This is a genomic window from Herbaspirillum sp. CAH-3 (assembly GCF_009668275.1).
Lineage (GTDB): Bacteria > Pseudomonadota > Gammaproteobacteria > Burkholderiales > Burkholderiaceae_D > Herbaspirillum > Herbaspirillum aquaticum.
The window spans coordinates 346,321-371,558 of sequence record NZ_VSWE01000003.1 but is presented as its reverse complement, the minus strand read 5'-3'; the positions used below and the strand labels follow the sequence as shown (position 1 = coordinate 371,558).

Annotated in this window: 29 protein-coding genes and 2 pseudogenes; 15 read left to right on the top strand and 16 right to left on the bottom strand. The window is 55.6% G+C overall.

Features of this window, described 5'->3' with window-relative positions; translation table 11 throughout:
* Positions 1 to 343 precede the first annotated feature (343 nt).
* The gene (locus tag FYB76_RS06055) at positions 344 to 715 is read left to right on the top strand and encodes a hypothetical protein (RefSeq protein ID WP_154132987.1); all 372 of its coding nucleotides are present in this window, start codon (positions 344 to 346) and stop codon (positions 713 to 715) included.
* 717 nt (positions 716 to 1,432) lie between these two features.
* On the opposite strand, the gene FYB76_RS06050 is transcribed toward FYB76_RS06055, so the two are convergent.
* The 5 genes and pseudogenes from FYB76_RS06050 to FYB76_RS27080 all read right to left on the bottom strand — a co-directional run bounded on the left by FYB76_RS06050 (position 1,433) and on the right by FYB76_RS27080 (position 4,619).
* Positions 1,433 to 2,083, bottom strand: coding sequence for a BON domain-containing protein (locus tag FYB76_RS06050; RefSeq protein ID WP_154132986.1), 651 nt, complete (start codon positions 2,081 to 2,083; stop codon positions 1,433 to 1,435).
* A gap of 647 nt (positions 2,084 to 2,730) precedes the next feature.
* Positions 2,731 to 3,174, bottom strand: a pseudogene (locus FYB76_RS26770) (PHB depolymerase family esterase).
* A complete protein-coding gene (locus tag FYB76_RS06040) occupies positions 3,174 to 3,458 on the bottom strand; it encodes a hypothetical protein (RefSeq protein WP_154132985.1) in 285 nt (94 codons plus the stop codon). The pseudogene FYB76_RS26770 and the gene FYB76_RS06040 overlap by 1 nt, the downstream one beginning before the upstream one ends.
* Positions 3,459 to 3,643: 185 nt before the next feature.
* The gene (locus tag FYB76_RS26575; RefSeq protein ID WP_044530755.1) at positions 3,644 to 3,889 is read right to left on the bottom strand and encodes a hypothetical protein; all 246 of its coding nucleotides are present in this window, start codon (positions 3,887 to 3,889) and stop codon (positions 3,644 to 3,646) included.
* A 541-nt stretch (positions 3,890 to 4,430) separates the two neighbouring features.
* Positions 4,431 to 4,619, bottom strand: coding sequence for a catalase (locus FYB76_RS27080; protein WP_370516311.1), 189 nt, complete (start codon positions 4,617 to 4,619; stop codon positions 4,431 to 4,433).
* Positions 4,620 to 4,911: 292 nt separating this feature from the next.
* Here FYB76_RS27080 and FYB76_RS06030 point away from each other — a divergent pair, with 292 nt between their 5' ends.
* A complete protein-coding gene (locus FYB76_RS06030) occupies positions 4,912 to 5,520 on the top strand; it encodes a Crp/Fnr family transcriptional regulator (RefSeq protein WP_006465449.1) in 609 nt (202 codons plus the stop codon).
* Between the two features lie 932 nt (positions 5,521 to 6,452).
* Here FYB76_RS06030 and FYB76_RS06025 read toward each other — a convergent pair.
* Together FYB76_RS06025 and FYB76_RS06020 are read right to left on the bottom strand one after the other, a co-directional pair.
* Positions 6,453 to 7,175: a Crp/Fnr family transcriptional regulator gene (locus FYB76_RS06025; RefSeq protein WP_121043310.1), complete on the bottom strand. Its 723-nt coding sequence runs from the start codon at positions 7,173 to 7,175 to the stop codon at positions 6,453 to 6,455.
* Between the two features lie 153 nt (positions 7,176 to 7,328).
* Positions 7,329 to 7,853, bottom strand: coding sequence for an FxDxF family PEP-CTERM protein (locus FYB76_RS06020; RefSeq protein WP_306302680.1), 525 nt, complete (start codon positions 7,851 to 7,853; stop codon positions 7,329 to 7,331).
* Positions 7,854 to 8,536: 683 nt separating this feature from the next.
* Here FYB76_RS06020 and FYB76_RS06015 point away from each other — a divergent pair.
* Positions 8,537 to 8,731 (top strand): hypothetical protein, encoded by a 195-nt coding sequence (locus FYB76_RS06015; protein ID WP_006465445.1) that lies wholly within the window; start codon positions 8,537 to 8,539, stop codon positions 8,729 to 8,731.
* A gap of 304 nt (positions 8,732 to 9,035) precedes the next feature.
* Here FYB76_RS06015 and FYB76_RS26570 read toward each other — a convergent pair whose 3' ends face one another.
* The 3 genes from FYB76_RS26570 to FYB76_RS06005 form a co-directional block, all read right to left on the bottom strand.
* Positions 9,036 to 9,305, bottom strand: coding sequence for a hypothetical protein (locus FYB76_RS26570; RefSeq protein ID WP_044530752.1), 270 nt, complete (start codon positions 9,303 to 9,305; stop codon positions 9,036 to 9,038).
* A gap of 361 nt (positions 9,306 to 9,666) precedes the next feature.
* Positions 9,667 to 10,074 carry a hypothetical protein gene (locus FYB76_RS06010; RefSeq protein ID WP_154132984.1) on the bottom strand — a complete coding sequence of 136 codons (408 nt, stop codon included), beginning with the start codon at positions 10,072 to 10,074 and terminating at the stop codon, positions 9,667 to 9,669.
* 183 nt (positions 10,075 to 10,257) lie between these two features.
* Positions 10,258 to 10,701, bottom strand: coding sequence for a helix-turn-helix domain-containing protein (locus FYB76_RS06005; RefSeq protein ID WP_154132983.1), 444 nt, complete (start codon positions 10,699 to 10,701; stop codon positions 10,258 to 10,260).
* Between the two features lie 88 nt (positions 10,702 to 10,789).
* Here FYB76_RS06005 and FYB76_RS06000 point away from each other — a divergent pair, with 88 nt between their 5' ends.
* From FYB76_RS06000 to FYB76_RS05960, 10 genes are all read left to right on the top strand, one after another.
* The gene (locus FYB76_RS06000) at positions 10,790 to 10,990 is read left to right on the top strand and encodes a hypothetical protein (RefSeq protein WP_154132982.1); all 201 of its coding nucleotides are present in this window, start codon (positions 10,790 to 10,792) and stop codon (positions 10,988 to 10,990) included.
* 15 nt (positions 10,991 to 11,005) lie between these two features.
* Positions 11,006 to 11,248, top strand: a complete 243-nt coding sequence (locus FYB76_RS05995; RefSeq protein ID WP_006461600.1) for a hypothetical protein — start codon at positions 11,006 to 11,008, stop codon at positions 11,246 to 11,248.
* On the top strand, positions 11,241 to 11,441 hold the full coding sequence (locus FYB76_RS05990) for a hypothetical protein (protein WP_154132981.1): 201 nt from the start codon (positions 11,241 to 11,243) through the stop codon (positions 11,439 to 11,441). The genes FYB76_RS05995 and FYB76_RS05990 overlap by 8 nt, the downstream gene beginning before the upstream one ends.
* Positions 11,432 to 11,677: an ogr/Delta-like zinc finger family protein gene (locus FYB76_RS05985; RefSeq protein WP_006465440.1), complete on the top strand. Its 246-nt coding sequence runs from the start codon at positions 11,432 to 11,434 to the stop codon at positions 11,675 to 11,677. Before FYB76_RS05990 ends, FYB76_RS05985 begins: the two co-directional genes overlap by 10 nt.
* Before the next feature lie 103 nt (positions 11,678 to 11,780).
* A complete protein-coding gene (locus FYB76_RS05980) occupies positions 11,781 to 12,002 on the top strand; it encodes a hypothetical protein (protein WP_075259306.1) in 222 nt (73 codons plus the stop codon).
* 85 nt (positions 12,003 to 12,087) lie between these two features.
* Positions 12,088 to 12,444 (top strand): hypothetical protein, encoded by a 357-nt coding sequence (locus FYB76_RS05975; RefSeq protein WP_229296891.1) that lies wholly within the window; start codon positions 12,088 to 12,090, stop codon positions 12,442 to 12,444.
* Entirely contained in the window at positions 12,434 to 14,485 is a 2,052-nt protein-coding gene (locus FYB76_RS05970) for a replication endonuclease (protein ID WP_154132980.1), read from the top strand. Before FYB76_RS05975 ends, FYB76_RS05970 begins: the two co-directional genes overlap by 11 nt.
* Positions 14,482 to 14,628: a hypothetical protein gene (locus FYB76_RS26565; protein ID WP_195724576.1), complete on the top strand. Its 147-nt coding sequence runs from the start codon at positions 14,482 to 14,484 to the stop codon at positions 14,626 to 14,628. The genes FYB76_RS05970 and FYB76_RS26565 overlap by 4 nt, the downstream gene beginning before the upstream one ends.
* Positions 14,625 to 15,038 carry a hypothetical protein gene (locus FYB76_RS05965; RefSeq protein WP_154132979.1) on the top strand — a complete coding sequence of 138 codons (414 nt, stop codon included), beginning with the start codon at positions 14,625 to 14,627 and terminating at the stop codon, positions 15,036 to 15,038. The genes FYB76_RS26565 and FYB76_RS05965 overlap by 4 nt, the downstream gene beginning before the upstream one ends.
* Positions 15,039 to 15,268: 230 nt before the next feature.
* Positions 15,269 to 15,505: a hypothetical protein gene (locus FYB76_RS05960; RefSeq protein ID WP_006465534.1), complete on the top strand. Its 237-nt coding sequence runs from the start codon at positions 15,269 to 15,271 to the stop codon at positions 15,503 to 15,505.
* A gap of 251 nt (positions 15,506 to 15,756) precedes the next feature.
* On the opposite strand, the gene FYB76_RS05955 is transcribed toward FYB76_RS05960, so the two are convergent.
* Both FYB76_RS05955 and FYB76_RS05950 read right to left on the bottom strand, forming a co-directional pair.
* Complete coding sequence (locus FYB76_RS05955) at positions 15,757 to 17,244, bottom strand: carboxylesterase family protein (protein ID WP_229296890.1); 1,488 nt, start codon at positions 17,242 to 17,244, stop codon at positions 15,757 to 15,759.
* 12 nt (positions 17,245 to 17,256) lie between these two features.
* Complete coding sequence (locus FYB76_RS05950; protein ID WP_154132978.1) at positions 17,257 to 18,618, bottom strand: MFS transporter; 1,362 nt, start codon at positions 18,616 to 18,618, stop codon at positions 17,257 to 17,259.
* Between the two features lie 222 nt (positions 18,619 to 18,840).
* On the opposite strand from FYB76_RS05950, the gene FYB76_RS05945 reads away from it, so the two are divergent.
* Together FYB76_RS05945 and FYB76_RS05940 are read left to right on the top strand one after the other, a co-directional pair.
* On the top strand, positions 18,841 to 19,779 hold the full coding sequence (locus tag FYB76_RS05945; protein WP_154132977.1) for a LysR family transcriptional regulator: 939 nt from the start codon (positions 18,841 to 18,843) through the stop codon (positions 19,777 to 19,779).
* Between the two features lie 396 nt (positions 19,780 to 20,175).
* Positions 20,176 to 21,273 carry a porin gene (locus tag FYB76_RS05940; protein WP_229296889.1) on the top strand — a complete coding sequence of 366 codons (1,098 nt, stop codon included), beginning with the start codon at positions 20,176 to 20,178 and terminating at the stop codon, positions 21,271 to 21,273.
* 109 nt (positions 21,274 to 21,382) lie between these two features.
* Here FYB76_RS05940 and FYB76_RS27075 read toward each other — a convergent pair whose 3' ends face one another.
* The 4 genes and pseudogenes from FYB76_RS27075 to FYB76_RS05920 all read right to left on the bottom strand — a co-directional run bounded on the left by FYB76_RS27075 (position 21,383) and on the right by FYB76_RS05920 (position 25,174).
* Positions 21,383 to 21,709, bottom strand: coding sequence for a hypothetical protein (locus FYB76_RS27075; protein WP_370516310.1), 327 nt, complete (start codon positions 21,707 to 21,709; stop codon positions 21,383 to 21,385).
* A 158-nt stretch (positions 21,710 to 21,867) separates the two neighbouring features.
* Positions 21,868 to 22,314: a type II 3-dehydroquinate dehydratase gene (locus FYB76_RS05930; protein WP_154132975.1), complete on the bottom strand. Its 447-nt coding sequence runs from the start codon at positions 22,312 to 22,314 to the stop codon at positions 21,868 to 21,870.
* A 428-nt stretch (positions 22,315 to 22,742) separates the two neighbouring features.
* Positions 22,743 to 23,714: a hydroxymethylglutaryl-CoA lyase gene (locus FYB76_RS05925; protein WP_154132974.1), complete on the bottom strand. Its 972-nt coding sequence runs from the start codon at positions 23,712 to 23,714 to the stop codon at positions 22,743 to 22,745.
* A gap of 25 nt (positions 23,715 to 23,739) precedes the next feature.
* Positions 23,740 to 25,174 (bottom strand): annotated as a pseudogene (locus FYB76_RS05920) (MFS transporter).
* Positions 25,175 to 25,238 lie beyond the last annotated feature (64 nt).

The window sequence follows — 25,238 nt, the reverse complement described above, 5'->3', positions numbered from 1 at the left end:
GAGGGGGGGGGCATCGCAGCTAGTGCGACATTTGAAATGTAGCTGACAAAAATTACTCTTACTGTTCGTTACCGAACATATAGAATTTCTTAATAATTTAGATTTTATTTTTCTCTGTATGAGACCGCACAGACTGGGCAGATAGGCTGCGGCATATTCGATAAAAATGCACATCGCTGCTCGAGCGTGGAGCTGTGTCGTGACATTTAAAGCTCTTTGAGGCGCAATTCAAGAACGAATGAAATGCTAATCATTCGTAAATATTTTAGTTTCGATCATCCGGGCTAAACTCTAAGCATTCCTTCAAGACGTTGTTCGCCTTCACATCCTGTCGGAGGAAATCATGGGAATTATGTTGATCAAAGCTAAACCGGATCCTAAATCATCTGACGTCGACTTACGTTTTTACTTTGATTATCCGCCGCATCATGAAGCTGGCTTCGTTTTGCTTAAAACGGGCTCTCATATGTGCCTAGAAGTGACGAGCGGCCTCGGCAGCGCACGTTTAATAGGTGAATTTCGTATTTGCTTCGTGCCGTCAGAGGAGAATCTTAGGATTCAAATTTGCCGCCAGGCTATTGCACAATTTATACGTGACATTGCGTCAAGTCATGGTCAGCTAGTGGCGAACTTCGATGAAAAATCCGCAGTGTGGAATGGGGATCTATACCCTGTTTCAAAAAAAATGCAGCGACTCTCTGCCGGCGAAAAATAGCCTGTGACCTTGGCTTGGTCAATCTTCAGTCCACCATATCCCTCACGCCAACGAAAGTATGATTACTCCGTAACGCCGCTTGATTTTTACCAGCGGCTGCTTCGATAAGTTGGGGCCTGGATTAACTAGGGGGCTGCTGACGCCAATTTGGCGGGTTGAAATTTATTCTAGGGCACCAACGGACCTCATAATTCCGATCTCTGCTGCACAAGCATATCGATTACTGGAATAGTTGATATGACCAGCTTTATACGCCGTACTCAGAATGAATAGAATCCACCGCATTTTTTAGGCGCTCATAGGAAAGCTCGGCTTCGGTTGCTGATGCGTTCTTTGGGGCAGGATACTCAAATATAACTTCTGGCCTTAGAGATGTGGTTAATTCCGCAATCACTTGTTCAGCATCAATAACGTCACTGGTGAACTCCAAAATTGATACATAGGGTTCATGGTATAGCTTGTATTTAACAATGCATCGCATCTATTCCTTGTTTTTCTGATTAGCGATCATCCTAATATGTCGCCTGTAATTGAAAATACCCTTCGCTCAGGACTCGGGGGTAGTGAAAATTGATAACAACTAGATAGCCTATTAATGACTAGGTAGTTGTAAGTGCGGAGTAAAAGATTTTCACAAGAGAACTCTCTCGCGTGCAACTAATCCAAAAAATTCTTCTTGATCTCGATTCTTGGGGATCGATATCTGACCATAGATTTTTAAGTTACAGAAAGCCGATCGATAACATTGCATACTCCAGGCGTTCCCCAAACTGCATTAGTGACCAGGTCTCGTTCCGCCAAATTATGTACAGACCCTGTTAACACTACCTCCGATCCACTAACATCAACAGAAATAGCTTTTGCTTCTTCATGAGCACGTCGTTTTAGAGTGGCTTCTATTTCATGCTTGAGGGATGCTACCGATACCGCTTCCCTGATTCGAATGTGACTAATGACGCCTACAACTCCCATAAGATCCCGTACTGCAGAAACTGCTCCGCGCCGCTCAAAATCCCATCTAACCTCTCCAGTTAAAGTAATCCAACCGTGCTCAACCAATACCTGAAGGTTGTCATAGGGCACATAAGTAGACCACGAAAGCACATTAGACGCCGTACGTGCAATATCGGCGTCTTCACGGTGACTGGAAAGAGGTAGCTTTACGGCTATTGCAATGGCGACACCCTTAACACCTATAACCCGCTGTGCAGCGCGCTCTGCTGCTACCTTTTCAGAGTGGCTCCCAACATGACCGAAAAGAGTCACGATGCCAGTTGAAACCTCGACTCCTATATCGGTTGCGATAACAGAGGGATCCCACTTCAGTTCTTCGTATACGGCCTCCTGAATTTGCGCATCGGATTTCATAAGATCTCCTTTTGAAATATGAACATTGATTCTGGTCTCTAGCCTTAAGGATCTCTGTTCGTTATCGAACAGACTCTAGATGCGTAGGAATTTAAATTGGAACGGTGTCGATTTGTTCGCAGATTTGCCACAAACCGTCTTCACTTATTTCTCAGAGATAGGGAGGGAACGGATTCCTGCTTTAGACGAATGGGCTTGTGTACTGGCAATGAGCAGACAGCACAAAGAGCCGGTCACCTAAACAGGCAGGCGCGGCGACATCTCCATTAGCAGCATCGATGTCAGAGCTGCAGTTGATACTGTCCACAATCAATACCGGCGATGCCGCTCAAGGAAATTCAGCATCAGTCGGCTCGCGTCCGGTCCTTGTGCGTTACGGGACATCGCGTCATCGCCCCCGCTCCACGCGTGGCCAAGATCATTACCGAACGGATCATCACTTTACGCCCGATGGTATGATCGTTGATCGTGAACCTGCGCTGCATCGGCGCATTCCTCGAAGCCCGGCCGAACCTTCTTTCCTTGGTCGGCATTGCAGTTAGAGCTAATGTCCGGTTAAGACTCACGAACTGCTCCACCAATTGGCGCTGGTTAACTGACCGTACGGTCTTTTCAATGTCACCACCGATCAGAATAGCTGGCATTGTCTACATGCGCGGCAAGCGTACAAGCAGTTCATCCATGGCTCCCCCTGGATGTCCGCTTCCATGCTGCATCACCCTGTATGCACCGGCCGCGCTGTTGCAAGCGCCAAAGACGGGGCTAGAATGCAGGCCAACGGCTGCTACCAGCGAAGGATGCATCAACGCAAGGATGTGCGCCATGGCCGCCCCCGCGGAAATCCCGCAGACATAGATGCGCTGCCGATCAATGGCATGAGAAGAGACGACATCTTCGATCAATGCTGCCAGCGTCGCGACATCCCAGCCCCCTTTTTGAGTCGTCTTGTCGTACCATTTCCAGCATCGCTGCGGATGAGCGCGTAGCGGCTGCTCTGGTTAGAGAACGGCGTCCCCCCTTTTCGCCGCATGCACGTTCAGGTCCGTCCCTTGTGCGAACTCAGCAGCGTTCTGCTGACAACCGTGCAGCATCACGACCAGCGGCATAGCGGCATAGCGGCTTCTGGTCTACAAGGCAGGAATAGCCGATAGTGGATACGTTGCGTCAGGCCGGAACCATGACGGAGATGACCGCTGACCCATGCGCCGATTGGTTTGGAAGCATCGGAGGGGGGGGTGGCAGATCGCCTCTCGGCTTTGGTCGTCGTGGATGGATTGGTTCGAAACACTTTCAAGATCGTTTCGATGCGCTTGCGTTGCGCGCTTGTGGCCTTCTTCATCTCTGAGAACCACAGGCGTTTTAGTTTCTTCAACATGGCGCATTCCGTTCTTGATTTCGCCGGCCTTAACACCTGGACGGCAAGTGACTAGTAGGGCCAAAGGCAGACCTCACGCCAAGGCGTCGTGGTCCAATTCAAGCTGTTCTGCCAACGCTTCGGCCAATTGCTCCAGTAGCTCATCTACGTGGGCGGTGTCTACGGCGGCCAAGCGGAAATCGTCTTCACAGTTGAGCTGGACCTCGGGGGAGTTCCACCTTTTCGCTCACTATGTTGGCGATTCCTAGCCCGAGGACGGGCCAACAGATACGATACTGATCACGCAGGAAATCAGTAACCAGCAGATTGGCAGCCAGCGGCATCAATGCCTCCTCTCCGTCGACGATTATCACCGCATCATATAGCGTCGACGGGGCGGCCAACAGTGTTATCTCGACGTGAAACGGCGTGCTCTTCGCGCAGATCGCCACGTCCAGCTGCTGGCCGCACGGTGACTTGCTGCCGCAGGTATACGTAGATCACCGTCAGCTTCGTGCCGTCCACGCCGTGGGTGAGCACAACACGACACGTTTGGCGGCAATCCAGCTCTCGTCTTTATAAGCGCTTAGCGGGAGGGCAGAAGAGTCGGCATATTTGGTGGCGTGTCGAACAGCCGGGGGCAGCTTCTCGCACTCCGAATCCCAGCCCTTAGGCGACTTACTGCGCCAGTATCAGGTCAGGTCAACATTGTTCAGCAGCGATATTACGCGTTAGCATGAGGGCTGGAATCTGCATCCGTATGAGCCCGAAGTGGAAGGCACTGAAGATGAGGAGCTGCTCAGCCAGTGTTTTTCTCTTCCAGAACAGCTTGGATTGCCAATGGCAATCGGCGAACCGCTCCGGGTTAGCATGGGCAGCCGCCGCCCAGCAGCTTAGCTCATAGGTCGAGCGGCCCCGGTTGATAGCCTGGCGGTGCATACCATTGCGCTGATTGTTGTGTGTCTTGCGTAGAGACGAGTCAATCGGGATCTCTTAGAAGTTGGCCTCGTCCAGGCGACTGGTCTGCCTATCCAGATAGGAGTGGATGCGCCCTTGCAACAGGGAATCGTTGGTGAAGCCGAGACCAGGGATACGATGCGCAGTACAACAGGCCGCTTTTTCGGTCTCGGCGAAGAAGTTATCAGGATTTCGCTTGAGTAGATGGCGCTCTGGCGTCCTAATGTCAATCTCCGATTGATGGTCCTCTCAAGTTGTTCTTTCCGTCAGTTCGTAACGGCTTCCTAGCCCTTCCGCCCCGTTGATTTACTGGCCATTAAGGGCCTCGTATGTTCGTTAACGGACGGTGACAAATATACAAAAGGGTCATACTCCATTCATTGAAACGGCATCACGGCATTCGCCGTGCCTACTTTTTTGGCCCTATTACCTGAGAGATGAATTGGAAAATGACCAGAACCATATTATCGCGTCACTATCCCAAACCGACCGGTCACACCTGTTAAAGCAATGCACTTTGATTGACCTGCAGGCTGGTCGAATCCTATCGACGCCCCGTGCCAGTTTGATTTATTTTCCAATCAATGGCTTGATCTCCATTCTTTCGCTGGGCGATGCAACGCCGAACTTCGAAGTCAGCATGGTCGGTCGGGAAGGCATGTACGGGATTCCCTTCGCGCTGGGATTGAAGTCCACCGAGTTCCACGCCTCGGTACTCTATCCGGGCCGAGCATGGAGTATTTCCACCGCAGCTTTCCGCACTGAATTGAACCAAAATAAGGGACTACAGCTAGTGCTGAATCGATACATCAACATCGTCATAGAGCAACTCTATAGCACATGCCGCTGCATCAAATTCCATACCCTCTCCGAGCGCCTCGCAAAGTGGCTACTAATGAGTCAGGATCGCTCCAATGCCCAAGAATTTTCAATCACCCAGGAAACACTGGCATCGTTGTTGGGAGTGCGACGTGTTGGTATCACTGCCGCGGCCACCCAATTGCGGAGCAACGGTATTATCGAATACAGCCGCGGCCACGTGACCATTCTCAACCGAAAGCACCTTGAAAAGCAGGCGTGTTCTTGCTACATCGACGAAACTAAGCTCTATACAAAGACGCTATAGCAAGCTTACGCTGCGTCCGCCGTGCACTGGCGCGCTAACCGACGGTGACAAGACTCTCTGGAACTTTCCGCCCAGGCATAAACGCGTGTCAGCGCTCAAGCGGTGACAGGATTTGAGCAAGATGGCCAGATCCGACTGCGAATCCGCTCCGATGAATCCATAAAGATCCCCGTGCTGGTCGCCGATTGCAACCGCCACATCGTTCTCCTACATGGCTGAAATCTTGACGTTACGTAGTTCAAGTTACTCCATCAAGTTGCCGTCGAAATCGCTGCTGATACCGCCACCGATTAGTGCGCTTGTATTCATACTGCCTCCCGATCCAGAGCCGGCCGGCTTCAAGGAAGTACTATGCCATTACCCCCCATTCTATTGCCTTAACAGTCGGTTATCTGTTCGTTACCCAACTTAGCGGAACCCAGATCGACGATACTTCTCGACTTTGGGGAGGTCATCTGACGTCTAAGTGCCTGTAAGCTCGCCGTGCACTCCGCGCTTCTCTATTTCGGAGTGTGCGCGTACGAACGCGTACTGAAAGGCCATTGCGGAGGAGCGTGCCCGCAGGTCAACCCATTGCGCAAAAATGACATCGCCCCCAGTCGCTGAAATCCTGGCAAATCGCCGTATATTGGTAAATACGCAACAATCCTCTGCGTAACGAGTTACCGTGACCTCGATCTGAAATCCCTTGAAGAACTTGATGCGGCTGGTGTGCATGCCTGAACTCCCGCAATCGCCTCCGTGCTCAAGATGAGCGCCATCTACCGGCCATGGGCGCGCCGACAAATTTGATATTCCTCTTAAATCCGATCGTACCCATGACCTCGCGTACGGTCGGTGCGCTACGTAACCAAAGCTGCTTGACCAAGCTGCCGAGTTCCAGCCATTCGACAAGCTACGCGCGCAGGCGCTAGATCGAAGTGTTAGCCTCATCAACTTTCGAAGCGGGTAGGCGGTAACAAGCGTTGGGTTTCCTTTCTGACCACCGCGTAGCATTCGCAGCACAGCTCTTCCAGTCTGGGTCTGTTCAGCACTGTCAGCCGCCCCCTGCTGTACTCGATTACACCCTGCCGTTGCAGCTTGCCAGCTGCCTCGGTGACGCCCTCGCGCCGCACTCCAAGCATGTTGGCGATAAGCTCTTGCGTCATGGTCACCTGGTTGCCCGACAGTCGGTCCAAAGATAACAATAACCACCGGCACAACTGCTGGTCGATGGAATGGTGGCGATTGCAGACGGCGGTCTGCGCCATCTGCGTCAGCAGCGCCTGGCTGTAACGCAACATCAGATGAAGCGTACCAGTATCGCGATGGAATTCTTCCTTGAAGCGGCTGGCAGAAAGACGATAAGCGCTACCGCCACTCTGCACGATCGCTCTGCTGGGAGTACTTTCTCCTCCCATCAAAATGGCGATGCCAATAAAACCGTCGTTGCCAACTACGGAAATTTCTGCCGACGCACCGTCTTCCATGACATACAGCAGGGACACGATGGAGTCGGTCGGGAAATAGACATGCTGCAACGTATCGCCCGATTCGTAGAGCACCATCCCCAAGGGAAGAGAAATCCATTCCAGCTGGGGAAGCAGGCGATGCTGCACGTCCGGTGCCAACGCGGCCAGAAGATGATTCTTTAATGGAAGATTTGAATTAGACATGCTGCAATCCAATTGGGGCAAGGGAGATTGAGTGCCGATCGGAAAATAACGATAGACTTGGGATTCACAGATGTTCGATACCGGACACATGGAAGCGTTCAGCATAAAAAAACTGCCCGCATGGGCAGTTTCAAAGTTCTTCCGCTTTGCCTTTTATACCGGCACGAGGCCGGTCGAATTTGCCCCATGCATCTTCGATTTGCGACGATGGCGCAAGGCAGCGAAGCCGACCATGCCAAGCCCAGCCAGCATCATTGCCACAGTGGAATTCTCCGGAACCGCGGCCACGCTGATGTTGCCTCCGAAGCTTCCGCCACTAGTACCCGTGACCTTGCCGATTGCTGATAGGGTGTACAGCCCGGAGGTAAGATTGGAGGCATGCAAGGTCCATGTCTGCAAGCCTGTGCTGGAAGTCAGATGCCCAGTCGCGGTCACGCCGTTTCCGCTCAGAGTGAAGCTGCTGATGTTGAGCCCCGACATGGAGTCCAGTGCGATCGAGATCACCGCGGACGAAACGTTGAAGACGGTACCCTGTGCGAAAGTGAAATTCTCGGTGAAAGTCTTGCCGCTGGTGCCGTCTCCATATGAGGCACCAATCGACGAGCTGGGCCCGTTGAAAGTGATCGTGGAAGTGTTGTTGATGTCGGTCGATGCATGGACAGCGGCGCTGGACAGCATCAAGGAAGCGGATAGGAATACCCCTGAAATGACATTTTTCATTGAGTGACCTCTAGGTTGAATGTGGCAAAGATAGTGGAAAGCGAACTGCTACGATTTGATTCTTCTTGGAGCCTTGGGAATATCCAGGAACGACGCGCTTATCTGAATGAACAGTGCTGACGCCGTTGCAAGCCATACGCCATTCACGCTTACTGCAAGACGAAGCATCGCCTGCTCGGACATTCTTAATCTGTTCGCCACCGAACATTAAGAAAGAATTTTTATATTTTTTCCACGAGCATCTTTTTAATTCTTTGAGCTCATATATGCGAGCTAACGTATGGGCTGCCACGCTTTATCGATAGACGAAAAAAGTGCCGCGGTGACCAGGGGGCATAAAGACAGCGAGCTCCTCTGAAGAGCGACGAGCGTTTCTACGGTCGATATCCCGTCGCGATTCAACATTCACGATAATCCATAAAAAGCTTTTGGTATGTGCGCTGACAACCATAGAGGATGCAGTTCCATATCCCTTACGAACCAATGGCGTAAACGAATTTACGCATAGCCTGTATGACTACAGCGACATAAGCCTTGCACCTACATCCGCTGAATTTTAATAGGAACAGCATGTCTCATCGTCGGCGTAGCGATATTAGAAGCGCAGACGAATTGCCAACCGACACTCAAGGAGAAATGACATGTCTAGCAAAAATCAACGCAGCAAAGACACCAGCACTTATCAAAAATTGGCGGTCGCGGGAGAGAGTAGCGGCAAGACCGTCAAGTCCAGCCGCGATAACGACGGCGACCCGGTCGCAGGCGGCCAATATTCGACCATGACGAAGAAGCAAGGGCACTCGACATCTCACAAAACGGATGGCAAGAAATCGTAGATGAGGTTAAAGGGGTGAGGACAAGAGGGTCCCTTCTTTTGAACGTGGCATTCTATGGATAGCCCAATGGCCCGCCTATTCTACCGATAGCCATACCGCAAGCGAGCACATAGGTGTCCAAAGAAAAGCTCTACTCAACGCTGCAAGAAATGCGGAGCTGGATGATGCCTTTGGACGCAACTTTTCGTTTTCGAAAGGAGAAAATCGAATTGATTCTTGGGTGATTCTCATCTGGCAACCGGCCGGAATAATTCGTAAAAACATGGGGAAAAGAAACCTGGATGGCAAGGAATGAGCGGTCCAATCAAGGTAACTGCCCGTGAGAATTCCTGTATTCGCTCCAACTCAAAGCTCCAAGCGTGAAACTGCTAACAATGGCCTCGCAACTATTGATTCCGTAGGCAATGGCTAGCGCCTCTGTACGATAAACAGTCTTTGGCCCGCGCTTCAACAGTATCGATTCACCGCCTCGTTTCACCAGCATGGACTCGAGAAACCAGCCAGCATCACACTGCGAGTACTCCAATCGGTAGCAGAAGCTACCATCGCTACCAGCAGTTTCGTAAGTGAGCATATGAACTCCTTGTCGAACAGATGAAGACAGACGGGACTGGATTCGAGACTTCCGGACAAGCTCTTGCCGACTTTGACTAGAAGGGAATTGATTGAACAGATGTTCAGTAGATTAAGGTAACGATTTGGCTTGTACCGAACTGTTCGGTACCTAACATAGAAAAAACATCTCTATGAGTTTGTTCTGCATAGTTGTATGAGCAGATTGACGTATGGCTTTTCGGAGGTCTCTTAAGCCAAAACTATCCGATGTGTTGGTTTCCTCGCAGAACTGGCCCTCTCCTGGATTACCAGCCCCCTAGGCTGGACCAGGATGATTGAGGAATTCATTTACTTCAAATAGGAGTCAACTTGGACGCAACTCAAGAAACAGGCATCTTATAGAGCAGCCATCCGCATAATAGCGAGAGCAAAAACGCCAAGACCGCCAGTGCAAATATAGCCCTTAGAGCACGTCCGAAAGATGCGTCCTTTTCAATGCAAGCCGGACATCCAAGTTGATGTTGCACTCTTTCACTGTGTGCTTTCACCACCTCTGGTACCGCAACCGGACCTGCTTTGGCAGCACCAGCCGAAATCCATTCCTCTAGCGTTTCTTTCACGGTCGAATAATGCTCAATCGGGAGCTCGCGGAAATATCGAATTCCAAAGTCTTTCATAAAGACCTTATAAATTTCGACTTCCTTTTCACCGGAAATAGCAGACCATTCTTTCACCAATACGTTGATTCTTTTCCGCTGGAATTCAGTGATCCGTTGGGGATCTTCCACGTCTATTACTTCACTCGAATCCCGAGTGCCAATGGTCGTTGGGCCGCTGATATTATGCACATTCCCATTTATGAGCTGAGAAACGTTTCCCCGAATATTAATTCTTCCTACCATTACCACCCTACTCGCTAAAAATAACCCGTAACGCAGCCATCTATCACATAGAAGAGGCACTGCTCAATTTCATGACTTCTTCTTGGACGGGGCTTTGACCATTTGAGGACCAACGACCTTTTTAAAGATCTCCCCGTGAATTTGTTGACCGACGCCGCCGTGAATGGTTATGTTCGCTCGGCCTTTTGGTGCGGGCGCGGGTGGATCTGTATCGCTCGCTCCTTCGATCACGCCAAGAACTCGAGCCTTAGCGCGCAAATCAAGTTTGCGATAGCCTGCCAGTAACTCCCTCTCATCTTCCGTCAGGCTATCTGAGGACGGCGAGCCATAGAGGACGTAGTGAACATCTACCCCGATTTCAGAAATCGCCAAAAGATATTCGGCGGTAGGAGATCGCTTGTCTTGCTCATAGTTAATCTGGGTATTTTTCTCGACCTTGCCAACCAAGGCAAAGTCGGGCTGCGTCATACCCAAACGCTTTCTTTCTTCTTTTAACCGCTGGCCGAAAGTCATCAAATTTCTACACTTATGATTGCAAAGTAAAAATATTTGTACTAAAGTGCCGCCATTGCTAAGTGACGTGTACAACCAATTATCCCATATGCCTACTCTCTCCAAGCACGTATCCCGCCCCCATACCGATACTTCGGTGGCCGTTACCTTCCGCCTTGAAGCTGATGAAGAGCAAAGACTGGCTGAGCTGGCACGCCAGGATTTGCGCACGCGCTCTTCGTTTGTGCGCCTGCTGATCTTGCGCGGCATGGCCGCCTACGACAACGACGTCAAAGCCGGACGGGCTTGAGCATCGGAGACCGCCATGTACGACGATCCCCGCAAAATCCGTCACCGCCGCATCGTAGTGCGCGTCAACGACGACAATTACGACATCATGAAAGCGCTTGCGCAGTATCAGGGTGAGAACTTGGCCACGCTGGCCCATGATCTGCTGATGCATCAGGCCATCGCCCTGGCGCAATCCTATTCGATGCCGATCTTATCCGAGCAGAACGTGCAAGCCAAGGCGCTCACGAGCCACTTTTCAGTGCCTCGCAATGCCTGATATCGAATTACCGTTCACTAATCCTGCGTTAGTCGAAGCCCTGGAAGTGATCATGATGCGTGAGGGCTTCGACACGATTGAACAAGCGGCCGAGTTCGTGCTGGCCCAGTCTGTTCGAGAAGGTATCAAACGTGTTACTGGCAAGGGGCGTGCACTCTATGCCATCAAGGGAAAGAAAACAACATGCGTGTAATCAGCCTGCCGTGCCCTCATTGCCAAAGCCCAGTGCGTGCAGCCAAAAGCCGAACCATGTCTACGCTGATGAAGGAAATCACCTATCGATGCCAGAACGTCGATTGCGGCCATACCTTCGTTGCCACGCTGGAGATTTCTCGTACCGTTTCCCTGTCGGCCATGCCCAATCCCGAGGTGAGCCTTCCCATCTCGCCCCGTGCCTATCTCGCGCCTCAAGGAACAGGTACTGCCTGACTTGCTGCTGACCGCCTAGTCGGTCGCTGAACCCCAAATTGACTAAGACCTGTCGTGCGCCGTTTGGCGCACGCGGGATTCGCTCACCCTAAAGAAACCTCACATGGCTCTCGACCAGCAACAGACAACGCTTGCCCTCGCCTCGCTGCGGCTTCGCATGGGCGACGATATCAAAGAATTTCAGTGCGCCCAGCGCATGCTGCTGCGCAAAGCCGTGCTGCAGGACGAACTGCAGTGGAATGTGATCTGGCAAGGGAAATCTGCCATTGCACATCGCCTTGGCCAGCGTCTGCAGCGTCTCGGCGGCCTGATGGGGGCATGGTAATGCGTACGGTGATCGCTCATGGCATCGCTGCTCTGCTGTTGCTTGCACCATCTCTTCTGGCGGCTCTCGGGCTGGTGCGGGGGTGATGATGCGCGGTGCACGAATTAAGGACCATGCGTCATTCCGTCCGGCGTCGGACCTGCTGCGCGAGCGCGCGGCATGGGTGCCCACGCCTCCGGGCAATGAAGCCGCTAAAGCTGAGCTAGAGAAATCCATTTCGCTGCTGCGCAACCGCCAGCGTCCCAATCTCCAAACCGGGATTGCCTATTCCTGGGCGGCGATGCCCAGGCCAGTGCGTCGACACATCCTGACCCTGGCGGGATTCTCGGCGGACCGTTGGGAATGCCCTATTCACTCCTTCACTGAAGCTGAACGCCTGGCCATGCGCCATGCGGTGCTGCGTGCCATTACGACGTATGAAAGAGCTCTCAATGCAGTCTAGAACAGTCGATGCGAAGACACGGCGTCGGCATCGGGCTTTCGTCGAGTCGCGCCAGTTTGCCGGGGAACTGGCACGTATTCCGCTGAAGTGGCGCGGACGTGTTGTCAGCCAGGCACTGGAACTGATGTCGGTATGGCACTGGAACAAGATTTTTGAGCCGGTTGCGGTTCAGTTCGTCCGGGAATTCGCTGAGCAGTATGTGCCGGCCGGAGTAGATCTGTCGCAGGATGATGCTGATATTTGCACCACGGCCGAGAAAGCCGCCGAGAACGTCAAGAAGGTCTTGTGGAAGGCGATTTCTGATACCCACGCACGGGACCTTATCGAGCAGGAGTGTAGCGACTACGGCATTGATATGCCTGAAGTAGATGATGACGATCTGCGCGCCATCATTGCGCGTGTCGTGGATCCGCGCTGGTGGCGTCGGCAACTGCGCAAGGTGGTCGGCCGTGCGTTTGAGGGTGGCAATATTCGCTTGGGCTATGTGCACTATCACGGCGAGCCCTATGCCAGTAATGACGCCGTACTCTCTCGGCTGGCGCAGAACAGAAGAAATGCCGCCGCTCTGGAAGCGACCATTGTGCGCAATGAGGCTGGCCAGGAATTCAGCATTGCTGAACTGGCCGAAAAGACTACCGCAAACAAGACCATTCGTCGCGGCGAACTCATGCTGCGCATCAATGGTTTCGAGGTCATTGCAAAGGAGTGCAACGATCAAGGGCTTTTCCTCACCTGGTCGTGCCCATCGCGCTTCCATGCCACGCTGCATACGGGCAAGCCGAATCCGAAATATGACGGCTCCGACCCGCGCACCGCCAATAAGTACCTCGGCAAGATGACCGCGCTGGCTCGCTCGGCGTTGGCTCGTCGCGGCATCGGCCTGTACGGATTCCGGATCGCTGAACCGCATCACGATGGGTGCCCGCACTGGCACATGCTGGTGTTCGTGCGCGCCTTGCCGGACTACACCACGCCGCACGTCAAGGACGTGGCCAGCCGCGCCATCCGCATCATGAAGCGATACGCCTGGCGCATGGATCGCGGCGAGCCTGGCGCATTCAAGCGCCGGCTTGACGTGAAACGCATTGATTGGGCGAAAGGTAGTGCTGCTGGCTATATCGCTAAGTACGTTGCCAAGAACATCGATGGCGTGGCCGACCACAAGACCAAAGAAGGCTACCTCATCACCACCGATATGGCGGGGGATCGGGAGCTGACACCCTCAGCTCGCGTGGAAGCTTGGGCAGCCCGCTGGGGCATTCGTCAATTCCAGCAATGGGGTGGAGCTCCCGTGAGCGTTTGGCGCGAACTGCGCCGCGTGCCGGCAGACATGGTCAAACAGGCTCCCCCGGCCATGGCCGAGGCCTGGGATGCCGTACAAAAGGTCGAGGGCGAGAAGCGTGCATGCTGGGCGAGCTACCTGCGTGCGCAGGGCGGCGCGCTGGTGAAGCGCGACGATCTCATGGTCACTCTGGCGAAGGAAACTAAGACTGTGACTGGCCGCTATGAAGAGTGCGAGCGAGTGATGCCCTATGGCGTCCAGTGTCGCCAGATGGCCGGGGTGGTGTTCAAGTCCGTTCGGCATACATGGACGCCAGTTCAAGGGCACGGCGCCCGCGCATCGGCGGGTCCGGGGTTCCCTTGGACTCGTGTAAATAACTGTACGCAGCCCGCCGGGCCTGACTTTGCGGCGGATGTGTCCTTTGAGCCGAAGAACGCACCGGCGCCTGTCACGTTCCAGCCGGACCAGGCAGCACAGGTTGAGCATGCCTGGCTTGCCCTGGGCGCATGCCCCTGGCCTCGGCCGGCGGTCGATGACAGGCCGGCGTGGCCAGCGCCTGACATGACGGCCGACGAACAGCGCCGCGCGCTCGCCGACTGGGATGCTATCAAGGCATGCCCGTGGCCGCGCATGGCCCCTGTGCCGGACAGTTCCCCGCGCCATGGAACGCCGCGCCAGGTCGCAGACTGGCGCGCCGGCCGGCTCGATGTCAGCGAACTTCCGATTGATCCCAACCCAACGAAAGGGAACGCCCCATGACTGCGTTTCGCGTCGTCGTGCGCACTGCCAGCGCACGCCATTCCTACACCGCCATCGCAGCCCATAGCTGCGACGTGATCGCCGCCGCCGTCGATCGCTTTGGCGTGTGTTCTGTTACGGCCACTCTGGAGAAGAACCAATGAAAGCAACCACCACCGCTGCCGTGTCCTATGGCGCCGACCGCTACGCCGCCAAGTATTTTGCAAAGCGGCCGAAACAGCGTGATTTCGTCATGGAGCCGCCGCGCCCGCTGGACCGCATCACGTTCAACACTCCCGACGATGGCATGCTGACTGGCTATGTGTCGGTCATTCGTCAGCACCTGGGTAACGGTGAGCGATTCGCCTGGGTGGAGCTGGACAACGAGCTGGCGGGGCAATTTCGAGGAGTGCCGCTGGCGGACATCCTCACTTGCGATGATGCGGGAAGCCTGCGCCGCAATATGCCGAACCACGAAGCCAGACGTCTGTACCTGAGCGACTACAGCGAAAAATTGAAATCAGCGCCTCTGCGGGCAGCTTCTACAGATGCTGGCCGAGCGGTTACATCCTAAACACAATCTACATCCGGCATTATGAAGGCGATGATCTATACAAGCTCTAAACAACAATCCTATTTTGTTGGGCAGTTTCTTTGTGACATCAATCACGTTAGTGACGAAATGCATCGCAAACACAATGCTCTGAACGATTGCCTCAGCTGGGGAACCTATCGAATCTCCATTTCACGTCTCAACAAATTGCTTCAAAAGCTGAGGAACAGTCTGCGCAACGAAGGTGTGGTATGAAGGCACAAATGTTCTTAGTAATGAAATACGAGCGCATGACGATGACACTGGCCGAAGTCTGCGAGGAAATCAGCTTGGAGGTCGGCACCGCTCACAATAAAATCTCAGCAGGAACATTTCCTATCCCAACGCGGAAGGAGGGCAGGAACCGCGTGGCTGATGTACGTGACGTTGGCGACTACCTAGACAGGCAACGCCAGGAAGCCAAGGAAGCGTATGAAATCCGGCATTGATGCCTAACCGGCTCAAGCTGAAAGGCCTGAGCCCAATACAATACCGAACTCAGGCCTTCGCTGACTAGCTTTTAAACCGTCCAACTTTACTGGTTTAATTCAGCCGCGGGATTTTTGTGTCAAGTGAATGGCAGCTTCCGGCCAACACCGGCCGCTCAGGCGCGCCGCGAAGATGCTCGACAATAGGGGTTTCAATCGAACATTGACTCGATAACGGGTCAGTTAGCGACGCAACTCAACATAAACTAGCTCTAGTTAAATTTATCCTGCCAATCCCTCAACTCGACGTTACGGGCGAAAACCATCGGTCGCATCGGCATTTTCTCAAGAGGAGGCCACTCGCCTGTATGCTTGGTGGCAGGAGCTCCTTCCAGAACAAATTGAAGCACACTATCGGAAAACGCGGTTGTAATACCGTTCTTCACTTCGATAGGAAAGTCGTCAAACATTGGCGCTCTCTGCCAATTTTTCTGGTCACGGAAGAAGAACGGCAGTTCCAGGCAGTGGCAAGCATGCACGTGTGGTTGGGGCGAGGCTAAGTCGAATCGGTAAAGGTAGGTCGGCGAGCTATGTTGCTTGAGGGCTTGCGCCAGTGCCAGCGTGCCGAGATGGAACAACTCATCTGACATAAAATCCACCAACACCAGGTAAGGTGAGGCCTGACCGCGTCTTGCCAAATAGGCGGCATAGCGCCCCGCTGCATTCTCGACCTGCTTGTCCTGCATGATCTCGATGACCTGTTCCTGGCTGATGGTCAGCAGATCAGGACGGCTGCCTAGGAAGCTGCTCATTTCCTCGCGGGTGGTGCCGATCAGTACGGGCTTGCCGGCAAAGCGACGGGCCGCTTCTTGCGCAATATTCTCAGGGACCAGGGCGTCGATCACGGCCATGAAGGTCTGCGGTACGTCGGCCACGGCGCCTTGCGCGCGCAGCATCTTGACCTGGTTGAGCAGCAGGTCGGCCACCGGCAGGTCGCGCAGTGCATCGGCCGAGGGCAACTGTGCCAGGTGACAATACTGCTGTGCCAGTGCAAGCGCGGCGTCTTGCTGCAAGGGGGGGACGTCAGGCAGACTCATCATGAGCGCCCGCTGGATGCGTTCGGACACGCCGGGGATGGCCATCATCAATTGGGTATACCAGGCGCCGGCGGATTGCCCACCGACCGTGATGGACTGCGGATCGCCGCCGAAGCTGGCGATATTGGCAGTCACCCAGTCAAAGGCGGCCAGCAGATCCTGTACTGCCATATTGCCCGCAGCGATGCCGGGGTAGTAGAGATTGCCCAGGATACCCAGGCGGTAGTTGACCGAGACCACGACCACCTGGCCGCTGCGCGCGAGCGCTTCGCCGTCATAGCAGGGCAGGGCACCGCCGCCGCTGAGGAAGCCGCCGCCGTGTATCCAGAAAAGTACCGGCAACCGTGCGCTGGTGGAGGGCGTCCAGACGTTGAGACGGAAGGCGTTTTCGGATTGGGCCAGACCGGCTTCGCGTGGCCCCATGACGAAGTCCAGCCGGCTCGGCAATTGCGGGAAGATGGCGCCGCGCTGCTGGGCCTGGCGCACACCGCTCCAGGTCAGCGGCGGACGGGGCGGCTGGAATCGCTCGTGGGATGCCAGGTCGGCGGCATAGGGAATATCCATGAAACGGCTGACGCCTTTATGTAGCAGACCGCACAATGTGCCTTGCTGGCAATGGACCAGGATATCTTCAGGTGCGGCGGGGTGAAGCGGGAGAGTCATTGATGCATCCTCTTAACAGGTTGAGGTGGAGAGTTCGGCCTGGTCGCTTTGGCGCTGGCGCAGCAACTGACGATGCAGGGCAAGCAGCATGATCACCGAGGCCAGCAGTAGCAGCGACGAGGACGAGAAAATCTGGGGATAGGAAAAACCGGCCTGGCTGGCCGCGCCCACGATGAAGGCTCCGGCAATGGCGCCCAGGCGACCGCAGGAGACGGCTACGCCACTGCCCAGTCCGCGCAAGGCGGTCGGGTAATAGACCGTGGCCAGGGCATTGACGCAGATGATGGGGCCGCCGAGGAACAGGCCGCTCAGGAAGATGATGGCCGGGAAGTAGGCCGAGCTCTGTCCCAGCGTGAGTGCGGCAATGGCCACAACGCCCAGCACGTAGCTGGCTCCGGCCACCACTGCCCCATGATGACGGCGCGTGAGCCAGACACAGCATAGCGACCCCAGCAGGCTACCCATCTGGAACAGGCTGGCCATGCGTGCTGCCTGGGCCGGGTTGTAGTCGGCACTGGCGAGATAGCTGGGCAACCAGTTGGAGAGCTGGTAGAACACGTAATAGGCCAGCAACTGGATGGCCCAGATCAGCAGCGAGCCGATGCGGTAGCGCGGTACGACCAGCTCACGCCAGGGCTTGCCTGTACGCGGTGCTTCGCCGGCACCAAAACTGCAATCGGAAAAGTCGGCGGCAGGATAAAGACGCTGCATGACGGCCGCAATTTTCTCGCGCCCCTTGCCAGCCACTGCCATGAACATGGCGGATTCATCGGCCACCAGCACGAACAGCAGGATGACCGCCAGCGGCGCAATGCCGCCGACCAGCAGCAGGCCGCGCCAGCCGATATGGACCGATAGGGCGCCGGTAGAAAGGCCGGCGGCCATGGCGCCAAAAAGGAAGCCGCAAAACACCAAGGCCAGCATCGAGGTGCGATAACGCGCTGGACAGTGTTCGGCCACCATGTTGGCCACCGGCGGCATGGCCGCTCCGATGCCCAGGCCGGCCAACAGACGCAGGAAGATGAACAAGCCAGGCTGGTTGATCAGGGTGGAGACGATGCAGCACAGGCCGAACCAGCAGACCGCAAAGGCCAGCACCTTCTTGCGGCCCAGGCGATCTGCAAGTATGCCACCGACCGGCGCGCCTACCAGCAGGCCGATCATGCCGATGCCGATCAGCAGCGCCACGTCATCCTGCGCAATGAGACCGTCGCGCAGGATCTGCGGGGCGATGAAGCTGATGATGGCGGTGTCGAAACCTTCCAGCGCGATCAGCAGAAAGCACAGGGCGAACACAATGCGCTGCAAGCGACCCACCGGTTGATCGTCGATGTACTGGCTGACGTTGATTGATTTTGTGTAGGGATTTTGCATGGCGGTTCAGAAGCAGGGTTGGCAGGAAACAGCGATCGGGTCATGCAAAGGCAGCCGCTGCATCCGTTGTTGCAGGTTTTCCGGTGGCCAGTGACATTGGCAGCGCCAGATACGGATAGCGGGCGATCCTTCATCTGATTTAATATAACTGCGCCATCCGCGCCTGCTGTACTGAATCCGGCGCCCTGCGACTTCACCAAAATTCATACCTTCGACAGACCCATGAACAAATTACAGAGCCGGCTGCAGGTACGGCACATCTCGGTGGTGCTGGCCATCGCCCGCCTGGGTAGTATGCAAAAGGCGGCGGAGTCCTTGCACCTGAGCCAGTCGGCGGTCTCCAAGTCGCTGGCCGAAATCGAGGAGATCGCCGGTGCGCAACTGTTCGAGCGCACGCCATTCGGTACCCGGCCGACCATCTTCGGAGAGACGCTGGTGCACTATGGGCAGATGATTACGGTGGATCTGCAACGCGCCAGCGAAGAACTCGATACGCTCTTGCGTGGTGATGCCGGTCATCTGACCATCGGCATATTCTCGGCGCTGAGCTGGTGGGATCTGATCGGTGAGTGCATCCTGGATTTCCAGGCCAAGGCACCCAAGCTCACCATTTCCATCGTGGAGCAACCGATGGAGGAGTTGTTGGACGCCTTTGATGAGGGAGCGCTGGATGTGGTCATCGGGCGCCTGCCCAAGAGTCATGAGAAACCGAACTACCTCATCAATCCGTTGTGCGAGTCCAAGTCCTATTTCGTGGCCCGGGCCAGTCATCCCATCTTTGCCACGCAGGCAGGACTGGCGCAGGTGGTGGCCTATCCCTGGGTGTTGCCGCCGGCGGCCAATTATGCTCGCCGGCAACTGGAACTGGTGGTGCACCAGGCAGGCTTGAGCGTGCCGCACGACATCATCGCCTCGCAGGCATTTCCATTGAGCTTTCGCCTGGGCCAGCAGAAGGATGCACTGGTGCTCATTCCGGGTTGCATTGCACCGGCCGTAAAGGACCTCTATGGCTTGCGCCGGGTGCCGTATGACCTGCCATTGCAGTTGGGGCCGTTGGTGGGCATCAGTCGCACTGACCGCAAGAATTCGGTCTATCCCGGCATGTTCCTGACCCATCTGACATACCTGGCTACACAAGAGGAGCAACTGCTCAATCCATGAGAACCAGCTTGTGCAGGTGGTGCTCGGGTCCATCGCCGCTTGTGCCTGCCTATTGGTAATAATGATTTAGAGTATTTCGGCTCGGTCCATCTGCGTTCTTCTTTCTTCCGTTTTCCTTCCCCGCCTGCGCACTTCTTGTGCGCTCTTTGTCCCGCTTGCACAAGCATGTTGCATCGTGCACCAGTGCTGCGTGCGGTATGAATTCTGCTCAAGCGGGCCTCCGCGAGTTTCCCTATCTGCCCCGGCGGGGCCGCCGCTATAGTCGCTGCGTGTGTCCTGGTGTTCGTCCAACACGACATTGGATCTGGCACCGGAGAGGAAGGCAGCGGCTATTCGTCGACAGTGCTCCATGGCGCAGCCGGGCTATTGATAGAACAAACAAGAATGGATCGATTCATGAACACTGGCAACAAGATTTTCCTGGGGCTTCCAACTTCCTTGCTGATGGCGGCGGTGACGCTTCCCTGTGCAGCCCAGAGTAGCGTACAACTGACCGGACTGCTGGACTCGGGCGTGACCTACCTGGGCAACCAGGGCGGCAAGTCCAATACCTACGTCAACAATGGCGTGATGCGACCCAGTACGCTGGTGCTGCGTGGCAATGAAGAATTGGGCGGCGGTACGTCGGCTATCTTCTACCTGGGTACCATGTTCAGTCTCGGTACGGGCGCCCTGCTGGGTAGTCCGGGAACCTTGTTTACGCGCGAATCCTATGTGGGCCTGAGCAATGAGATCGGCACCCTCAGCGTCGGTATGCAGCGCGATTTCATGTTCGATACGCTATCCCTGAATGGCTATTCGGGCGCGTTCTATCACGGCTGGTTCGGTTCGCACCAGGGCCCCTTTGCCAGCTTTGGCGTGCCCTACAATACGCAGGGCTCGATCGATCATGACCGCATCAATGGTGAAGCGGTGTCCAATGCGATCAAGTTCAGCAGCAAGAATTTCTCGGGCCTGAGCTTTGGCGCGCTGTATGGTTTCGGCGAGACTGCCGGCAACATGTCCACCAGCAATGCGGTCAGTGCCGGGGTCAACTATGAGTTCGGCAACGCCGGCGTGGCTGCGGTCTATAGCAAGGTCAAGTATCCGGGATTTGCCAATGGCACCCAGGGCATACAGAACGCCGGCCTCGGCCTGAAATACAAGTTCGAGGATCTGACCTTGGCAAGCCTCTATACGCTATCGAACAACACCCTCAACAAGGCCCGCATCAATACCCTCGACCTGACCGCCAGCTATCGCCTGACAGCGGCCTGGAACATGGCTTCCACCTATACCTACATGAAGGGGAACAGTGTTCTCAATGGTGACAAGGCCAATCAGTTGGCGGCGACACTGAGCTACCATTTCTCCAAGAGCACCATGATCTATACCAGCATCGCGCATCAGATTGCCAGCGGGTCGAAGGCCGTGGCTCGCATCGCCTCAGCAATGGGACCGGCGAACGGCACATCGCAGACTGCGGTAACGATCAATATGCAAAAGATATTTTAAGAAAAATTCGTTCGCTGGTTGCAAGCGATCCGATACTTTTTCAAGTAACTATCGGCTTCGAGCAACTCCAAAAGGCCGCGTCGCTCGCTTGCAATCTACCGTCTTTCCCTTAGTTAGGAGTTGCGGCCTGTTGATTTACTCGCAGAATTGACCATCCCAATCTGATCCGCCTTCCCCTGCTTCCGGAGGCAGCGATTCGGCCATACGCCCTCTTATAGCCTAACTCCTTAAGGTTCAGGAATATCTGTTTCAGGGTTCGTCTTTGCTTGCGAGATCTGATTGCGTCAGCGCTCAACCAGGCGGTGAGTTGGGGCGCGAATTCGTCCATCGAACTCGATGATTTCCTGCTCGGATAGCAAGGTTCAATCGCATCCGATCGAATGTAGCGCCGAACAGTGTTTCGGGAAATGTCGAGCCTGCGGGCGATTTCCCTAATCGATATGCAGTCTCTGATGTACCAGAGTCGATTGATTCCAAGTACGGCTACTTCTACCGAACTCAGGCCTTCGCTGGCTAGCTTCTAAGCCATCCAAATTTACGGATCAGTTCAAAATTCCGAGCCGCCCGTTCAACCCAGGCCGGGATCCCGGCCTGCTAAACCTCAGATTTCATTGCCGCCGCGATCGCCCTTACCGCGATCGGATATCCCCCCGCGCCCAGGCCGCAAATCACGGCAGTAGCCGCCAACGAAATCAGCGAATGCCGGTGCGCTGCGTCGCGCTGATGGATATTACTGATATGCAGCTCGATCACGGGCATGGCAATCAGCTTGACCGCGTCGAGTACAGGAAAGGAAGCGAACGAAAAGCCGGCCGGATTGATGATCACGCCGGCGTCCCGCTCGAACGCCTCCTGCAGCCATTCCACCATCACACCTTCATGATTGGTCTGCCGGAATTCGCACTCCAGGCCCAGCGCGCCGGCTTCGGCCAGCGTGCGAGCGCGGATCTCTTCCAGCGTGGTCGTCCCGTAGATATCTGGCTCTCTTTTACCGAGCATATTCAAATTGGGACCATTCAAAACGTAGATCAGCTTGGACATGAGATTTGCAATTGGTTGATGATGATTCTTACAAGGTCGAATGGGAATGGGTTACGGGGTTGGCAAGGTCTGGCCAGCCCCAGTCTTTCCTAAGTACCGTGAAAACGTGAGAAACGAAGGCCAAGCGCCGCACAACGGTGGCGGCCTTGTATTTGGCACTCCACTCGTCCCTTATCGTTATCAGGTCGGTATTGCGGATTCGGTCAATCGGCCGCCCAGCCAAGCGGGTACGAAGCCAGGTCCTACCGATGGACTGCTCGGTGGCTAGTCCTTTCTTCGAGGGAGAGACCTCGGTGAGGTAGCGATGGATGGCGGATGTGAGTGTGGGAGCTACTTGACGGCGCAGACGCATAAAATGCCGTCAGGATACATTCATGTTTCAGATGGTGTAATTTTGTTTCTTCTGCTGTAATTCTGAGATAAATCATTTATCGCACTATTTCAGCCGAATTTATCGCGCGCCGCTTCAGAGGATGGGGGGTGGCGTAGCCCTGCGGCACACCGGCACAGGCCAGGCTGCCGTAGAGCTGGACGCCCGGCAGGCTTTGTTGCAGCAACTCGCGCATGGCCAGCAGTTGGATCAGGTCGATGCCGCTGTGATAGTGCAGGCTGTCGAGCATGAAGATCAGGTCTTCCGTGGCGATGTTGCCGGACGCCCCCGGCGCATGGGGACAGCCGCCGATGCCTCCCAGGGTGGCATCGAATTCGCGGATGCCATGCTCCAGTGCGATCAGGGTATTGGCCAGTCCCAGGCCCCGCGTATCGTGGAAGTGCGCAATGGCCAGCTTGTCCCCGGCGACCTGGCGGACCGCCCTGAGCACATCGTCTGCCTGGCCGGGTGTGGCGTGGCCGGTCGTATCGCCCAGTGCCAGCAGATCGCAACCGGCTTGCAGCACCAGCCGCGACACCTGCACGACCTCATCCACCGGCACTTGCCCCTGCAGGGTGCAGCCGAAGGCGGTCGACAGTCCTGCGATCAGGATGGGCTTGACGGGCGCCTCGTCGGTCAGCAGACGAATGCGGTGCAATTCCTCCACCATCTCCTGCGGGCTCTTGCGTACATTGGCCTGGCTATGGGCCGCGCTCACCGAGACGGGCGCGACGATGCGATGCACGCCCGCCTCCAGCGCACGCTGCGCGCCCTTCAGATTGGGCACCAGGGCCGTCACGGTGAGGTCGGGATAGCTCAGCGCATGGGTGATGACCTCATGCGCATCGGCCATCTGCGGCAACAGGCACGACGGCACGAATGAGGCTGCTTCGATGTGGCGCACGCCAGCGGCGTAGGCGGCGTCGATCCAACGTTTCTTGTCGTCGGTGGCCATGATCTGCGAGAGGCTTTGCAGCCCGTCGCGCAATCCGACTTCTTGGACGATGACCTTGTTGCCGCGGCTGTTCATGCTCTGATTTCCTTCACTTGCTTGGTTACTTGGAGAGTTCTTCCAGGCAAACGCCATTGGTCTTGGGACCGAAGAAACCGATCGAGATCATCACCGCCAGCATCGCAGCAGTGATGCCGGCAAACACGCCGGTGACACCAAAATCACGCAGGAAGAAGGCGATCAGGAACCCGGACAGCATGGCGCCGATACGGCTGGAGGAATACACGATGCCCACCGCCTGGCAGCGGATGGGGGTCGGGAAGAGCTCGGTCTGATAGGCGTGGTAGCTCACCGAGATCATCGATCCGCACAAGCTGATGAGGATGCCGAGAACGGTGAGTGGAATCGCCGAGGTCATCTGCGAGAAACTCAGGCCAAAGATGACTACCGCTCCCGCACCACTGACGATGAGCCATTTGCGCTGGATCTTGTCGGCCACGGTCATGACCAGCAAGGGACCGATGGGACTGGCAAAGGCGATGATGAAGGAATACAGCAGGCGCTTGGTCACCGTGATGCCTTGCGCGATCAGCAGGGTCGGCACCCAGTTGGCGAAACCATAGAAGGCGATGGCCTGGAAGAAGTTGAACACCAGCAGCATGAGGAAGCGGCCACGGTAAGGCGCTTGCCACAGTTCGCCAAAGGAGGCCTTCTCTTCCACCGGCTGTTGCACCACGGCTTGGGGCGCAGGCAATTCGTGGCCGTAATCGCGCTGGGCATTGGCCTCGATACGCTGCATCGCTGCCTCGGCTTCGGCAAAGCGTCCCTTCTGCGCCAGCCAGCGCGGGCTCTCCGGCACCGAACGGCGGATGAACCAGACCAGCACGGCACCTACCGAACCAATCACCACCACCCAGCGCCAGCCATCGATACCGTAAGGCGCCAGCGGCACCAGCCAGTAGGACAGGATGGCGGCGGTGGGTGCGGCCATGAACATGGCTGCCTGGTTGAGCGACATGGCGCGTCCGCGCATATGCTGCGGCACGATTTCGGTGATGTAGCTGTCGATGGTGACGATCTCGATACCGACGCCGATGCCAGTCAGGAATCGCCATAGCAGCAAGCCTTCCGAAGTGGTCTGGCAGGCCATGATGAGCGAGCCGATGGAATACCACAGGAGCGAGACGGTGAAGATGGCGCGCCGGCCGTATTTGTCAGGCAAGAAGCCGAAGAAGAAAGTGCCGACGAACAAGCCGGCGAAGGTAGCGGCGATGAAGGCACCGATGCCTTGCGAACCAAAAATGTGCGGTGGTGGTGCTGAGCAGGCCGCTCTTGACCATGCCCGGCGCGATGTAGCCAGTGAATACCAGATCATAGATTTCGAAGAACCCGCCCAGCGAAATCAGCAGCACCAGAATCCACGCACTGCGGGTCACGGGCAGCCGGTCCATGCGGGCGATGATGTCGGAAGCGGAGCCGGCCACGGTCACGGTGGCGGCATTGGCGTGGAAGGGCAACGCCGAGGAAGGTGTACTCATCATGTTCTCCTGGCCTGCACGTGCAGGCTCGATGGTGGATTCGTGGCGACGGCTTTAGTGGACC

Bases quoted from the DNA above. Each gene is read 5' to 3' on its own strand.
- FYB76_RS05990 (WP_154132981.1), top strand. From the start codon at position 11,241: ATGCCTGATATCGAATTACCGTTCACTAATCCTGCGTTAGTCGAAGCC.
- FYB76_RS05970 (WP_154132980.1), top strand. From the start codon at position 12,434: ATGCAGTCTAGAACAGTCGATGCGAAGACACGGCGTCGGCATCGGGCT.
- FYB76_RS26570 (WP_044530752.1), bottom strand. From the start codon at position 9,305: ATGCTCACTTACGAAACTGCTGGTAGCGATGGTAGCTTCTGCTACCGA.
- FYB76_RS05995 (WP_006461600.1), top strand. From the start codon at position 11,006: ATGTACGACGATCCCCGCAAAATCCGTCACCGCCGCATCGTAGTGCGC.
- FYB76_RS06025 (WP_121043310.1), bottom strand. From the start codon at position 7,175: ATGTCTAATTCAAATCTTCCATTAAAGAATCATCTTCTGGCCGCGTTG.
- FYB76_RS06055 (WP_154132987.1), top strand. From the start codon at position 344: ATGGGAATTATGTTGATCAAAGCTAAACCGGATCCTAAATCATCTGAC.
- FYB76_RS06015 (WP_006465445.1), top strand. From the start codon at position 8,537: ATGTCTAGCAAAAATCAACGCAGCAAAGACACCAGCACTTATCAAAAA.
- FYB76_RS05980 (WP_075259306.1), top strand. From the start codon at position 11,781: ATGGCTCTCGACCAGCAACAGACAACGCTTGCCCTCGCCTCGCTGCGG.
- FYB76_RS06040 (WP_154132985.1), bottom strand. From the start codon at position 3,458: ATGTTGAAGAAACTAAAACGCCTGTGGTTCTCAGAGATGAAGAAGGCC.
- FYB76_RS05960 (WP_006465534.1), top strand. From the start codon at position 15,269: ATGAAGGCACAAATGTTCTTAGTAATGAAATACGAGCGCATGACGATG.
- FYB76_RS05955 (WP_229296890.1), bottom strand. From the start codon at position 17,244: ATGACTCTCCCGCTTCACCCCGCCGCACCTGAAGATATCCTGGTCCAT.
- FYB76_RS05950 (WP_154132978.1), bottom strand. From the start codon at position 18,618: ATGCAAAATCCCTACACAAAATCAATCAACGTCAGCCAGTACATCGAC.
- FYB76_RS05925 (WP_154132974.1), bottom strand. From the start codon at position 23,714: ATGAACAGCCGCGGCAACAAGGTCATCGTCCAAGAAGTCGGATTGCGC.
- FYB76_RS05940 (WP_229296889.1), top strand. From the start codon at position 20,176: ATGAACACTGGCAACAAGATTTTCCTGGGGCTTCCAACTTCCTTGCTG.
- FYB76_RS06005 (WP_154132983.1), bottom strand. From the start codon at position 10,701: ATGACTTTCGGCCAGCGGTTAAAAGAAGAAAGAAAGCGTTTGGGTATG.
- FYB76_RS26565 (WP_195724576.1), top strand. From the start codon at position 14,482: ATGACTGCGTTTCGCGTCGTCGTGCGCACTGCCAGCGCACGCCATTCC.
- FYB76_RS05975 (WP_229296891.1), top strand. From the start codon at position 12,088: ATGATGCGCGGTGCACGAATTAAGGACCATGCGTCATTCCGTCCGGCG.
- FYB76_RS05930 (WP_154132975.1), bottom strand. From the start codon at position 22,314: ATGTCCAAGCTGATCTACGTTTTGAATGGTCCCAATTTGAATATGCTC.
- FYB76_RS05945 (WP_154132977.1), top strand. From the start codon at position 18,841: ATGAACAAATTACAGAGCCGGCTGCAGGTACGGCACATCTCGGTGGTG.
- FYB76_RS06050 (WP_154132986.1), bottom strand. From the start codon at position 2,083: ATGAAATCCGATGCGCAAATTCAGGAGGCCGTATACGAAGAACTGAAG.
- FYB76_RS05965 (WP_154132979.1), top strand. From the start codon at position 14,625: ATGAAAGCAACCACCACCGCTGCCGTGTCCTATGGCGCCGACCGCTAC.
- FYB76_RS05985 (WP_006465440.1), top strand. From the start codon at position 11,432: ATGCGTGTAATCAGCCTGCCGTGCCCTCATTGCCAAAGCCCAGTGCGT.
- FYB76_RS06000 (WP_154132982.1), top strand. From the start codon at position 10,790: ATGCCTACTCTCTCCAAGCACGTATCCCGCCCCCATACCGATACTTCG.
- FYB76_RS06020 (WP_306302680.1), bottom strand. From the start codon at position 7,853: ATGCTGTCCAGCGCCGCTGTCCATGCATCGACCGACATCAACAACACT.